The following is a 13551-nucleotide window of genomic DNA, read 5'->3' on the forward strand; positions in this document are numbered from 1 at the left end:
TGTGCGGGGTGTCCTCAGTAGTCCCGGCCGTGCCTGTTGAACAGCTCAGCCGCGTCGTCGCTGTCGGCGCCCTTGTAGGCGACGATGGCCTCCCTCACGTCGTCATCGAGGAGGTCCAGCATCCGGTATCGGCCAGAGACCGCGTCAACGACTTGAACGCGGTGGTAGACGTCGGGGTGCTTCTCCACATACTCAGCCAGGCCCTTGAGCTTGCCCACAGCGTCCTGCATGAACGCGCCGTGCGGGTCGATAAGGGACGCTCGCAGTTTGCCGCCGACCCGGTGGACGAATACGAAGTCGGGGTGCATCCCGTGCCACCCATCCCACTTGTGCCACGGGATGACGACCGCGTTCCGGGGACGGTTGGCGGGGTTGCGATACCAAGCGATGGCGCCGTGGTCGAGCTCCGTTTGCAGGACATGCTGCTCGCCCTGTTTCAAGTCTGCGCGGTACTTCCCGTGCTCGTCGGCCAGGAGGTGACGATCCCACTCCAGGCCTCTGCGGTCGCCGTTCGCTCGGGGCGGGATTGTGAGTGTTGTTGGTTCGGGCCGGTCGGATTGGCGGCGGACCCGGTCGAAGTCTTCACGGGCCGCTTCGGGGAGTCGGGTGATGGCGGAGTGGTGCTTTTGCAGCCAGTCTGAGACAAGGTTCGACGCCGCTGCTTCGACCCGTCCCGGAAGTTCCGGATCCTGTGACAGCGCGATTGCCAGGACCATCACGTCCGTCACGTCATCGTCGGCGGGCACCTTGGACTTCACGTACTCGTCCACGAGACCCTCAGGGAGGGCTCGTCGGGCTCGACCCATCAGGATGCGTAGTCCCCGGTCGTCAAGGGCGAGCGTGGACCTCTGTTCAACGTCCGCGAGGATCGTGGGCGACCCGTATGTGACGGCCCGTTCGTACAGGTTCGTGTTCGCCACGGCTGCGAGGCGTTCCTCAAGCCGGCCCTCGGCGTCAAGGTCAGCGCGGAGCGCGTCAATCTCACCGAGGAGTCGGTGCAGGACCTTCTTCCGGGCGGCTGCGTCGATTGCGTTGGAGCCGTCGTGCTTGTAGGCGAGGAGTGTCGCGAGCCGGAACGCGCGCGAGATCGCGGAGCCCGGAGACCTGGACGGGATGGTGTAGGTCGGTAGGCCCTCGATGACGGTGAAGATGTTCTCATCGTCGGTCGCGGAGACTTCCGGTTCCGGTTCCACCGCTTCTGTTGCGGCTTCCCACAGGTCATCGCCCTCCTGCATCGGCCCCGACGAGCGCGGTCGCGCAGGCGCAGTCTGAGAGTCGCCGTTGACGACGGGTGGCGTGGTCCGGTCGGGGCCGAACCACGCAGCCGCTTCCCCGTCCGACTCTCCGGCGATGTCTGCCGCCATCGCGTCCGGCGTTTCCGGTGCTGGCTGGTCGGGTGCCGGTTCAGGTCGCCGGGGTCGGAAGATCGGGTTCCGGGAGAGGGGGATCTCTTCGGTGATGATCTCGGTTCCACCAGCGATGCCTTCGTCGCCAGCTTCGAACTGCGCGGCGATCGAGTCCACGGCGTCCGCGTTGAACTTCGGCAGGATGCAGTGGACAGCGTTCAGAGTGATGTCGGATTCGACCCGTCGGGCGAGCGGCGTGCGAACCATGCGGCCCATGATTTGGGTGACGAGGTCTTCGTCCTTGGCGACGCGCATCGACACGAGGACCTCAGCACGGGGGCAGTCCCACCCGGTCGTGATCGCGGTCATGCACAGCACGACGCGCACGTCCTGGCGGTCTTGGACGTCCTCCGGCGGGCACCATTTGATGTCGTGGCTCCCGGCTTTGGCGGTCGCGTGCGTGCCGAAGACGTGGACGATGTTCGCGGCCGTCAGACCAGGCCACTCGTCCAGGATCGTCCCGACAACCTCGCCCAGACTCGCTGGCGTGGGCTTGTCCTCGACCTGGACCACGAGTACGGGTCGGACTCGTGGTTCGTCGTTCTCGTCGCAGTACGAATCCCATCGCGCTTCGTAGTCGCGGACCTTCGCGACGGCGTGACGCACGAGGGTGGACTCCGCAGCGTCAACACCCTTCGTGTGCCCGAGGACGATCTGGTCCTTCAGCAGGCCAGATGTGCGCACCTGGTCGATGGGAACCCCGTGTGACTTCACAGTCCGCCCACGTTCGTCCATCTGCTCACGGAACCGTTTCGGGGTCGCCGAAATCCCCCACACGACTGGGACAGCTGGCCGCCCGGTGCCGGCCCCGCCGATGATCTGCGACACGATCGTGTCGCGCGTGGTTTTCGCGGTGCCCATACCGCGGTGGGCCTCATCGATGACGACGACGAACCCGCCGGGCCGTTCCTTCACCGTGTTCGCGATCGTGTCCCACAGCGAGAAGTACCGGCCGTCCACCTTGCCCTTGGACAGGGTCGCCGTCGACGCGAGCTTCTGGATGTTCAGGAAGTAGACGCGGCCCGCGTCGAAAGTCTGCTGGTCGAAGTCGTTCTCGATTGTCCGGAGCCGGTCGACGGACAGGTTCGACGAGGCGGCCATCATCTTGTGCAGGGTCTGCTGGTTCAGTGACGGGTCGTCCGTCACCCACAAGAACGTGGCATCCTCGATCCCCGGCGTCGTGGGGTCACCATCCAGGGACGCCTCGATCACGGCGGTGGCGATGACCGTCTTTCCCGCCCCGGTCGGAGCTGAGAGGACGACCGCGCCCGTGTCGGTGCGGTCGAGGTCGTGGGCGGCGGTCATCTGCTGGAGTGCGCGAACAATGACGTTCTTCGCCGTGTCCTGGTAGTCGTACAGGTCGTACCGCACTGGCCGCCTTCCCCTTCGCATCGTTGGTCTGACCGCGAGGATATCGGCCGCCTCGTGGGGGCGAACGGCTTCCCCTGCGTTCGGTCGTTGCGTGAGTCCTTGAGGTGCTCGTCGGACCGGGTTCTTGGGCTTCCGCTTTGGTAGGGCAGGCCGATCTGGGCCGTCTAGCCGATCCCGGCGTTTCTAGGTTTGTCTAGTCGGTCTAGAGCGGTGCCTCAGGTTCACGCAAGTCACTGACGGGCAGAGGAGCCGCCGGACGCGCTCGTGGGGTTGTGCTGGACGAGCTTCCTGGGCTTGATGACTGGGGGCTTGCGGTTGAAGAAGAGGCGGTTCGCGTCCGTGTGAAGCCGAAACAAGGCAACTCGGATGTCGGCGGTGAGCTGCTGGTCGAGAACACGCGAGTCGGAGTACATGAGTTGCTTGTTCGCCATGGTGAGGATCCGGTCCAGATCGTTGACGATTCGGGTGGCGTCCCTGGTGCGGATCTCTTTGACCTGGCTGTGCTCGTTCGCGTGCTTCGGCACGTACGGCACGACCGGTTCATGCTTCGACTTGGCTTTGCCCTTGTTTCGCTGCACGCGTTTGCGATCGCGGTCGATCCAGTTCCGGCGTTGGCGTCGGTGGAAGTCGCAGCGGGGCGACCTGGTGTCCGGTGTAAGGCCGGGGTCACCGATCGCAGCGCAGTCAATGCAGCGCTTCACCGCGGCGACGGCCGCAGCAGTCATGGTCGGCTCGTTCCGGTCGCATTCCGGTAGTTCGCGGACACCTGACGTGAGGTCTGCGGTCGCGAACGTCGTTGCTGCACAGCGAAACCCTCGCCCAAGCGGGTACGTGGCGTCAAGAGGTGGGGACGCAGTCGTGCAGTCGACACCGGTCGGTATCCGCTAGGAGCCCGAGGCTGCCTTGGTCGACTGGTGGCACGAACTGAAGAGCGGGGCGGACCGGCGTGTCGGACGGACAGGTCGGGGTTGGGACGGGAGCGTCGCAGTCATGAGCCGCCAGCAGCAGACACGTATGCACGAACACAGAGGCGTGACCTCTAAACCAGACCTACGGCTGCTGCTGGTCGCTGGGGACTGCGGAGCATTCCGTTGAACTGCAGAGCCGACGAGCTCTCTGACGTAGGCCGTTGCGCAGCCCCAGCGGCTCGAACCATCCAAAGGAAGGATCACGAAATGTCAGTCACGGTTCACCGTGCCGGCCAGCAGGTCCGAGCCGTCTGCCCGTCACCCCTAAAGACCTCTCGGGCCCGAGCCCTCTGTGAGACCGGGGGACGGGCACACCGCTGGGGGCTGCTGACTGCCGCGTGAACTGTCGGGCCGTTGAGCCCTTCTCATAGGTCGCCGCAGCAGCCCCTGCCCGGCAACCACGTCACGCACCCACACCTCGGGTGCCGCACCTGTCACGGACACGCTTGGGCTCCTACCCCAGCCCGTGACGCCAACCCGGTTATGCGAACAGATTGGAGTACCCACATGCGGTACGCAGGGATCGACTGGAGTGAGAACAACCAGGACTATGCGGTCGTCGATCAGGACGGCGTCCGCGTCAAGCTCGGCAAGTTCAAGGAGACCCCAGATGGTCTCCGCGACTTCGACGCTGAGATGCGGAAGCACGCCGACCCGGACACGGGCGCTCTGCCCACGGTCGCGATCGAAACCGACAAGGGCTTGACCGTCACGACGTTGAAACAGCTCGGCTACGCCGTGTACGCGATCAACCCGATGAAGGTCGCCCGGTACCGGGAGCGGTACAGCACCGGGCGGAACAAGAACGACCGCGCGGACGCCACGCTGATCGCGAACGTGGTTCGCACCGACCCGGATGTCCACCTTCCCATGCCCAGCATCTCGGACGCGGCTCTCGCGTTGAACGTCATGTGCCGCGGACACCAGGACGCCGTTCAGGACACCCTCCGCGCCTTGGCGGTCCTGCGGTCGCACCTGCGGCTGTACTGGCCGGCCTTCGCGGCGGAGTTCACCCCATCCCGGCTCATGCGGTCCCCCGAATGGCTCACGGTCCTCGACTGGGCCCCGACCCCGACGGCAGCACGGGCGATGACAGCGAAGCGGCTCGCGCTACTGCTCCGTCAGGCGGGCCGGTCCCGCTACATCGACCGGGACGTCGCCAAGTACATGCCGTTCTTCAAGACGGACGTCCTGCACCACCCCGCTGATGTCGAAGCCGCGTACGGGGAGGTGACCCGCAGCTTGGTCGGGACGGCCCGGACCCTGCTCGTGAAGCGGGACACGCTCGAAGTTCAGCTCGTCGCCGCAGTCCGGGAGCACCCGATGTACCCGATCTTCGAGTCGTGCCCGTCCCTCGGGGATGTGACCGCAGCTCGCCTCCTCGGTGAGATCGGTGACGACCTGACACGGTTCGCCTCCCCGCGCGGGCTGAAGGCGTACGCCGGGACCGCACCCACCCACCGTCAGTCCGGGAAGTCCGAGATCGTCGTTCGCCGCCAGGTGAAGAACAACCGCCTGAACACGTCCATGTTCATGTGGGCGCTCGTCGCGATCCGTCGCGGCGGCGGGGCCCGCGTCATGTACGACCGGCGTCGGTCCGCCGGCGACTACCACGCCGCAGCATTGCGGAACCTCGGGAACCGCCTCCTCGGCTGCCTGTGGCACTGCATGCGCAACGGCGAACTCTGGGACGAGCAGACGGTCTGGGCCCACTACCAGCTGACCGCGATCCAAGCCGAGGTCGACACCACCATCCCCGAGGGCGGCGACGAGAACGACACCAGCGCTGAAGCCGCGGCCTTGGTCGCCCCCGACACCATCCCCGACGAAAGCCTCGATGCCGCGACCGGTACCGACGGCCCCACAGACGTCACGCCCAGGACTGCCGACCATGGACGGCGTTGACGGCAGCGTGTGAACGTTGCAACTGGGCACCCGGTTGGGCACCATAGTGTTGACGTACCACCTTGAAGCACCGCTACGGCTTGATTCGATGGTGTAGGAGCCCGAGAGTCCGTGCCTTGAGCACTTGAGGTGCACGTGGGCGTCACCGCATAACCGGGAAGAGGAGCCTCGACCACGCAGGGGTCGAGGCTCCTCGCATGCCCGGACCCATCGAAGGCCGCTGCTGTCGCCGCGCTCGTCTACCGTTCGTCTCATGGACCAGGAAGACCGCGACGACCAGGCCGACCGGCCCGCAGAGCCCAAGCCCGTCGTGCGCGACTTCCACTTCACCTCCGCCCAAGTGGCAGGCATCGCACAACTGCAGTCGCAGGCGTTTCGGTCTGTCCTTCGGGGCATCGACCTCAACGTCCATTCCCGCATCGTTGAGTCCTACAAGAACATCGTGCTTCCCTCGACCTCGGCGCTCGCGGCCGCCCAAGCAGCAGCGCAGGCGAGTTGGCGGTTGGCCATCCCGGATCTGAAGATCCTGGGGGACGCGTACGCGTTCACGCCTCGTCTCGATCCGAAGATCTTCTCCGGGCTCTCATCCGCGATGGAGTCGCTGTACGAGAACGTTCTCGGTAGCCACCTCCAAGACCTCGCGGCACGCCTCCACGACATCTCACGGGCCCTCTACCCCTCCAACCTGCGCGGGATCACGGATCTCAAGTACGAGAACGTCCTAGCCGTTCTGGACGACGGCATCCCCCTCTTCATCGTGCCGAGCCAAGCGACCGCCGAGCGCCTCATCGCCGCAACCGACATCCAGGCACGGCGACAGATCATCGGGCAAAGGTTCGACTCAATCGTTGCCGACTGCGACAAGGCGCTGGACACGGTGACCAACTCCGACCTTGTCTACGAGGTGTCGGCAGTCCGTCAAGCCATCACCGTGATCCGGTCGGGGCACTTCGACGCAGGGCAAGCCCTCGCAGCTACCGTCATGGACTCGCTCATGTGGCGCTGGGGCGACAAGAACAAAGACGACTACAAGGTTGTCACCCGCAAACAGCGACCGCGCCGCGGCCAGACACCGCGCGACATTGATGACCTTGTCCCGTGGATCTACATGGTCATGGCCCCGGTCTACATCGCGCACTCCACGTTCCACCCTGCCGGTGGGGATCCGATCCCTCGTGTGTTCAACCGCCACGCAAGCCTGCACCGCATCTCCTACCGCCAGTACAGCAAGCGGAACTGCGCGATCGCGCTCATGATGGCGACCAGTCTCCTCGCGTTCATGGACCGATACGAATAGTCGATCGGCGGCCTGCCCGCACACGGTCACAACAGTTACGGACGCGCCCGCGGTTCGGGCGTGCACGGACGGTCCGGGTACGGTGCCGCTCATGGCTGAGCGCGGGCAGGCATGGGCGCAAGAACGCCGAGAAGGCGCCGGCACCGGAGCCATAGCGAGGCGTGAAGGCGTAACCCACCAATGGGTGTCCCGGCTCACGAAGCCCTACGGGCCCTTCGCCCGCCCGAGCGCACCGCAACCCGACGCCATCGCCGCGTGGGTGAAGGATCGACGCGCCGGGCGATCCGCCGCGTGGGTCGCGAAGTACTACGGCGTGCCGCTGCAGCGGGTGAGCGACAGCACACGAGAGTTTGGTCCGTTCAGAGTGCGGTTGAAGATCAATGGCTTCGTGACGGTCTCGGAGGCCGCCGACCACCTTGCGATCCCAGTGCCCACGCTGTGCAGATGGATAACACGCGAATACATGCCCGCACCGCAACGCCGCAACGGCAGACGCGTCTGGGCGGAGAGCGCCTTCAATGACTGGCTCGCCAACGCCGAACTGGAAACCTGTCCCCAGTGTGGCGCGATGACTCGGGACCGCGTACGGCACACAGCTGCCAGCCATTGATCACATTCGCGCCATCTCCGGCGCCTTCCACCTGCCACCCGGGCTCGGCGTCTACGCACCCGTCGTCACGACAGAAGCCGGCGACACGTCGGATCAGGTGCCGTTAGGTACGTGAACTGTCTCGCACGTCACGACCCTTTCGCGCGCCGGGATCGCGGAGGCGAGGCAATTGAGCATGGTCGTCTTGCCCGCCTGAGTTCCCCCGGCGACCAAGATGTTGAGACCCGAGGCCACCGCCGCGTCAAGGAACGTCGCCGCCTGCCGCGTCAATGTCCCCAACCGCACCAGGTCATCGAGCGAATCCGCCTTGACGATGAACTTTCGGACGTTGACGTGCCAGTGCTCACGCGTGATGTCCGGAATGACGACGTGCAGGCGCGAGCCGTCGGGGAGCACGGCGTCGACGAACGGGCTCGAGAGGTCGACGCGGCGACCGGACGACTTGAGCATCCGCTCCACGAGGTCGCGGACCTCGTCACCGGTGAGCAGGGTCGTGGTCAGTTCGGCGACCCCGCCGCGTGCCACGAAAACGCGGGTCGGCTCGTTGATCCAGATCTCCTCGACGGTCGGGTCGTCGAAGTACTGCTGAAGCGGGCCGAACCCCGCCACGGTGTCCCACACCGACTTCTCGGCGAGCGCCACATCGTGGAGGACGGGCATCCCACCGTGCATCGAGCGCTGGTCATAGTCGGCGACGGCGTCCTTGACGAGTCGCTGGACCGCCTTGGGCTCCCGCGCAGGGTCCAATCCCGAACGCCGAATGAGCTCACGAACTTCTGCCTCAACGGTGCGCACAGCGTCCAACGGGACCCCTCCCCCTCTGCTTTCACACGTTCCCGACGGGTGTCGTGCGTCGATGTCGATCCGGCTCGTGCGCCGGCCTTGCCCCGCCATACAAGCAGTTCCGGCGACGGTGGCCGCGAAGTTTTCCACAGCCCCGATGGATCAGATGGACCACAGAGTAACCAGCCAAACGGGCCACAGCCACTTGAGCATCCGGGCCAATCGCCGTGACATGACCGGATCACTCACGGAGAGCTTCGCTGAACGTGCGCGCACGCCGAAGGTCAGCGGACGCCGCGGGTGGGCGGACGGCATACGGAGGAAAGATGAAGGGTCCGGAGGTTTATGAACCCTCCGGACCCTTCAGGTGCCCTCATGGGGCGGGAATGTTAAGGCCTGGGGTCAGGCGGTGGCGACGAGTCCCAGGGAGGCGGGCGCGGCGAGGCCTTGGTGCTTCGGAAGGACGCGCACGGTGTAGCCGAACGCGCCACTGGTCCCCAGCACGAGGTCGCCGGAGAACTTGTGCCGGCCCTGCTCGTAGCCCTCGACATGCGTCAGCGGCAGCGTCGTCACGTCGTGCAGGTCGTCACCGCGACGGTCGGTGCGACCGTGCGCGATCTGCACCTCGACGTCCTCCGGCGCCAGCCCGTCGAGGGAGACGTAGGCGTTGACGTGCAGGGTCTGCCCGAGCTCGGGGCTGTCACCGACGCCCGACGACTCGACGTGGTCGACGCTCACCTTGGGCCACGCCTCGCGGACGCGCGACGAGTAGGCCGCGAGGTCGCGAGCGCCGGCGAAGTCCTCGTCACGCATCGCCCACCCGGCACGGGCGGCCGGGACGTAGAGGCGCTCGGTGTATTCGCGCACCATGCGACTCGCGCGCACCTTCGGGCCGAGCGTCGAGACGGTGTGCATGACCATGGCGAGCCAGTTCTGCGGCAGGCCGTCACCGTCGACGTCGTAGAAGCGCGGCGCAACCTGGTTCTCGATGAGGTCATAGAGCGCGTTGGCCTCGATGTCGTCGCGGCGGTCAGGGTCCTCGACACCGTCGGCCGTCGGGATCGCCCAACCGTTGTTGCCGTCGAACCACTCGTCCCACCAGCCGTCGAGGATGGAGAGGTTGAGGGCGCCGTTGAGCGCGGCCTTCATGCCGGACGTGCCCGACGCCTCGAACGGGCGGAGCGGGTTGTTGAGCCACACGTCGCAGCCCGGGTAAAGGTGCTGCGCCATGGCGATGTCGTAGTTCGGGAGGAACGCGATCCGGTGCCGGACCTCGGGGTCGTCCGTGAACTTGATCATCTGCTGGATGAGCTGCTTGCCCGTCTCGTCGGCCGGGTGCGACTTGCCCGCGATGACGATCTGGATCGGGCGCTCCGGGTCGAGCAGAAGCTTCTTGAGCCGGGCGGGGTCGCGCAGCATGAGCGTGAGCCGCTTGTAGGTCGGCACGCGCCGCGCGAACCCGATCGTCAGCACGTCGGGGTCGAGGATCTCGTCGGTCCACGCGAGCTCGGCCGACGAGGCGCCACGCTTGAGCCAGGACGCCTTCATCCGGGCGCGGGCCTCGTGGACCAGCTGCTCACGCAGCTGCCGCTTCGTCGCCCACACGTCATCGCGCGGGAGATCGGCCATCGCCTGCCACGACTCGGTGCTGTCGAGGACGGTCGTGTCGATCGTGACCGCGTCGGAGTGGCGGTCGGCGAGCTCGTAGACCTTGCGGTCGACCCACGTCGGACCGTGAACACCGTTGGTGATGCTCGTGATCGGGACCTCGTCGTCGTCGAAGCCCGGGAAGAGTCCGTCGAACATGTCGCGGCTCACGACACCGTGCAGCTTCGAGACGCCGTTGGCGCGCTGGGCGATCCGCAGGCCGAGGACGGCCATGTTGAAGACCGACGCGTCACCGCCCTCATAGGTCTCCGCGCCGAGCGCGAGCAGGCGGTCGAGCGGCACGCCGGCCGGGGCGAGGTCGCCACCGAAATAGATCTCGATGAGGCGCCGCTCGAAGCGGTCGATGCCGGCCGGCACGGGCGTGTGCGTCGTGAAGACGGTCGCGGCGCGGACGGCCTCCAGCGCCTCGTCGAAGGTCAGGCCGGAGCCCGTGACGAACTCGCTGATCCGCTCGATCGCGAGGAACCCGGCGTGGCCCTCGTTGGAGTGATAGACGTCGGGCGTCGGCGCGCCGGTCAGACGCGACCACAGGCGCAGGGCGCGGACGCCGCCGATGCCGAGGAGCATCTCCTGCTGGAGGCGCTGCTCGCCGCCACCGCCATAGAGGCGCTCGGTGACGGCGCGGGCCGCGTCGTCGTTCCCGGGGATGTCGGAGTCGAGGAGGAGCAGCGGCACGCGGCCGACCTGAGCGCGCCACACCTGGGCGCGCAGGTCGCGGCCGCCGGGGAGCTTGAGGTGCACGACGCTCGGCGTCCCGTCCTCCTCGCGCAGCAGCGACAGCGGCAGCCCATCGGGGTCGAGGACCGGGTAGTCCTCCTGCTGCCAGCCGTCGCGGTTGAAGCTCTGCCGGAAGTAGCCGGTCTTGTAGAACAGGCCGACGCCGACGATCGGGACGCCGATGTCGGAGGCGGACTTGAGGTGGTCGCCGGCGAGGATGCCGAGACCACCGGAGTACTGCGGGAGCGCGGCCGCGATGCCGTACTCCGGGCTGAAGTACGCGATCGCCGACGGCGCGCCGGCGTCGCCCTGCTCACTCGCCCACTGCTGGTACCAACGGTCCTCGCCGAGGTAGCGGTCCAGGCTCTCCTTCGCCTCGTCGACGCGCGCCGCGAAGGCGTCATCGGCCGCGAGCCGCTCGAGCTCCTCGACGGACGTCGCCGACAGCATTGCGACCGGATCGGCACCCACGGCGCTCCAGCGCTCGGGGTCGATGCTCTCGAAGAGGTCGCGCAGCGGCGGGTGCCAACTCCACCTGAGATTGGTGGAGAGGTCGCCGAGCGCGGCGATGCGGGTGGGCAGGACGGGGCGGACGCTGAAGCGACGGATGGCCTTCACGAGCGGTCATCCTAGGGTCACCGTCCGCGCGGCGTAAACGTTTACCCCTTTCCGGGTATGCCGTCCGCCCGCCTTCCGCGTCCGCCGCACGGATGCCGTTCGCCCACCTCTCGTCGTGCGGGGTGGTGGAGCGATAGCGTCGGGCCTGTGACCGAGACGCCGCTCAGCACCCCGCCCCAGTCCCCCATCGGCCGCATCCCCGTGGTCGACGTCGAACCGCTCGTCGACGGGGGCACCCGGCCGTCCAAGGCGGTCGTGGGTGAGCAGTTCGTCGTCACCGCGACGGTGCTGCGCGAGGGGCACGACGCGGTCAATGCGAGCGTCGTCCTCACCGACCCCGACGGCGTCGACCACCTCACGCCGATGGTGTGCACCAACCCCGGCCTCAATGCGTGGGAGGCCGTCGTCAGTGCCGACCGCCCCGGCATGTGGACGATGCGCGTGGAGGGTTGGTCCGACCCGTTCGGCACGTGGGAGCACGACGCGACGGTCAAGGTGCAGGCCGATGTCGACACCGACCTCATGCTCGCCGAGGGCGCGCTGTTCCTCGAGCGCGCCGCCGAGTCCGAGGACCGATCCCCTTCTGGCGCAGCGCTGCTCACCGAGGGCGCCGCCGTCCTGCGCGACACAACGCGCCCGCCCCAGGTGCGGATGTCCGCGGTCACCCACGGACCGGTCCACGCCGAGTTGACCACCACTCCGGTGAGGGACCACGTCAGTCCGTCACCGGCATACCCACTGCTTGTCGAACGCGAGCTGGCACTGAGTGGAGCGTGGTACGAGTTCTTCCCCCGCAGCGAAGGTGCGGTCTACGACGAGGAGACCCACCGCTGGACGTCGGGCACGCTGCGGACCGCCGCCAAGCGGCTCACGGCCGTCGCGGGCATGGGCTTCGACGTCATCTACCTGACGCCGATCCACCCCATCGGCAGCGCGGCGAAGAAGGGCCCCAACAACACCCTCGACGCCGGCCCCGACGACCCCGGCAGCCCCTACGCGATCGGCTCCCCCGATGGTGGTCACGACGCGATCCACCCCGACCTCGGGACGTTCGAGGACTTCGACTTCTTCGTTGCCGAGGCGCGGCGGCTCGGGCTCGAGGTCGCGATGGACATCGCGCTGCAGTGCTCGCCCGACCACCCGTGGGTGCAGGAGCACCCGGAGTGGTTCACGACGCGCGCCGACGGGACGATCGCCTATGCCGAGAACCCGCCGAAGAAGTATCAGGACATCTACCCGCTGAACTTCGACAACGACCCGGCGGGCGCCTACGCCGAGATGCGCCGGATGATCCAGGTGTGGATCGACCACGGAGTCACGCTCTTCCGCGTCGACAACCCGCACACGAAGCCGGTCGAGTTCTGGCAGTGGCTCATCCAGGATGTCGCGCGCGACCACCCGGAGATCATCTGGCTCAGCGAGGCGTTCACGAAGCCGGCGATGATGCGCACCCTCGCCAAGGTCGGGTTCCAGCAGAGCTACACCTACTACGCGTGGCGCAACACCAAGCCCGAGCTCGAGGAGTACGTCACCGAACTCGCCACGGAGACAGCGCATTTCATGCGTCCGAGCTTCTGGCCGACGACACACGACATCCTCACGCCCTACATGCAGTTCGGCGGACCGGCGGCGTGGAAGCTGCGGGCTGCCCTGGCCGCGACGCTCGTGCCCACCTATGGCATCTATGCCGGCTACGAGCTCATGGAGCACGTCGCCCGGCCCGGCGCCGAGGAGCAGATCGACAACGAGAAGTACGAGTTCAAGAACCGGCGCTGGGAGGACTTCGAGCCCGGCGGGGTGCGTGAGGGCCAGTCACTGGCGTGGTACCTCCGGCGCATCAACGAGATCCGGCGCCAGCACCCCGCCCTGCACTGGCTGCGCAACATCACGTTCCACCACGTCGACGACGAGAACATCATGGCGTTCAGCAAGCGCCGCGTCGTCCCGGCGGTGCCCGCGACGGCGACCACGCCGGCCGCGCCGGAGCACGAGGACGTCGTCATCGTCATCGCCAACCTCGACCCGCACAGCACCCGCTGGAGCCGCGTTGTCTTCGACATGCCCGCTCTGGGGCTGCACCCCGACGAGGGCTTCCGGGCGCACGACCTCATCACCGACCAGTGGTGGGACTTCCTGCGCGAGACGATGGTCCAGCTCGGACCTGACCACGAACCCGTCCACATCATCGAGTTGAAGAGGTGGTAGCCG

The 13551-nt window shown here is 67.0% G+C and carries 7 protein-coding genes and 1 pseudogene; 4 read left to right on the top strand and 4 right to left on the bottom strand.

Translation table 11 applies throughout. The features are described 5' to 3' along the window. Window positions 1-14: 14 nt before the first annotated feature. Both N803_RS17275 and N803_RS01965 read right to left on the bottom strand, forming a co-directional pair. On the bottom strand, window positions 15-2798 hold the full coding sequence (locus tag N803_RS17275; RefSeq protein WP_084763920.1) for a DEAD/DEAH box helicase: 2784 nt from the start codon (window positions 2796-2798) through the stop codon (window positions 15-17). Window positions 2799-3007: 209 nt separating this feature from the next. Next, the gene (locus N803_RS01965) at window positions 3008-3502 is read right to left on the bottom strand and encodes a hypothetical protein (RefSeq protein WP_035902142.1); all 495 of its coding nucleotides are present in this window, start codon (window positions 3500-3502) and stop codon (window positions 3008-3010) included. 750 nt (window positions 3503-4252) lie between these two features. On the opposite strand from N803_RS01965, the gene N803_RS01970 reads away from it, so the two are divergent. From N803_RS01970 to N803_RS18200, 3 genes are all read left to right on the top strand, one after another. Then, window positions 4253-5650, top strand: a complete 1398-nt coding sequence (locus tag N803_RS01970; protein ID WP_052111615.1) for an IS110 family RNA-guided transposase — start codon at window positions 4253-4255, stop codon at window positions 5648-5650. A gap of 253 nt (window positions 5651-5903) precedes the next feature. Further along, the gene (locus N803_RS01975) at window positions 5904-6947 is read left to right on the top strand and encodes a hypothetical protein (protein WP_035902145.1); all 1044 of its coding nucleotides are present in this window, start codon (window positions 5904-5906) and stop codon (window positions 6945-6947) included. Between the two features lie 91 nt (window positions 6948-7038). Then, the gene (locus tag N803_RS18200; RefSeq protein WP_156969624.1) at window positions 7039-7557 is read left to right on the top strand and encodes a helix-turn-helix transcriptional regulator; all 519 of its coding nucleotides are present in this window, start codon (window positions 7039-7041) and stop codon (window positions 7555-7557) included. Window positions 7558-7671: 114 nt separating this feature from the next. Here the strand turns inward: N803_RS18200 and N803_RS01980 are convergent. Further along, window positions 7672-8361, bottom strand: a pseudogene (locus N803_RS01980) (TadA family conjugal transfer-associated ATPase); the annotation flags it as partial. A 381-nt stretch (window positions 8362-8742) separates the two neighbouring features. Beyond that, on the bottom strand, window positions 8743-11343 hold the full coding sequence (glgP, locus tag N803_RS01985; RefSeq protein WP_035902148.1) for an alpha-glucan family phosphorylase: 2601 nt from the start codon (window positions 11341-11343) through the stop codon (window positions 8743-8745). A 147-nt stretch (window positions 11344-11490) separates the two neighbouring features. Here glgP and N803_RS01990 point away from each other — a divergent pair, with 147 nt between their 5' ends. Beyond that, window positions 11491-13548 (top strand): alpha-1,4-glucan--maltose-1-phosphate maltosyltransferase, encoded by a 2058-nt coding sequence (locus N803_RS01990; RefSeq protein ID WP_035902150.1) that lies wholly within the window; start codon window positions 11491-11493, stop codon window positions 13546-13548. The last annotated feature ends 3 nt before the right edge of the window (window positions 13549-13551 follow it).

The organism is Knoellia subterranea KCTC 19937 (assembly GCF_000768685.1).
GTDB lineage: Bacteria > Actinomycetota > Actinomycetes > Actinomycetales > Dermatophilaceae > Knoellia > Knoellia subterranea.

Bases quoted from the DNA above. Each gene is read 5' to 3' on its own strand.
- N803_RS01975 (WP_035902145.1), top strand. From the start codon at position 5,904: ATGGACCAGGAAGACCGCGACGACCAGGCCGACCGGCCCGCAGAGCCC.
- N803_RS01970 (WP_052111615.1), top strand. From the start codon at position 4,253: ATGCGGTACGCAGGGATCGACTGGAGTGAGAACAACCAGGACTATGCG.
- N803_RS01965 (WP_035902142.1), bottom strand. From the start codon at position 3,502: ATGACTGCTGCGGCCGTCGCCGCGGTGAAGCGCTGCATTGACTGCGCT.
- N803_RS18200 (WP_156969624.1), top strand. From the start codon at position 7,039: ATGGCTGAGCGCGGGCAGGCATGGGCGCAAGAACGCCGAGAAGGCGCC.
- N803_RS17275 (WP_084763920.1), bottom strand. From the start codon at position 2,798: ATGCGAAGGGGAAGGCGGCCAGTGCGGTACGACCTGTACGACTACCAG.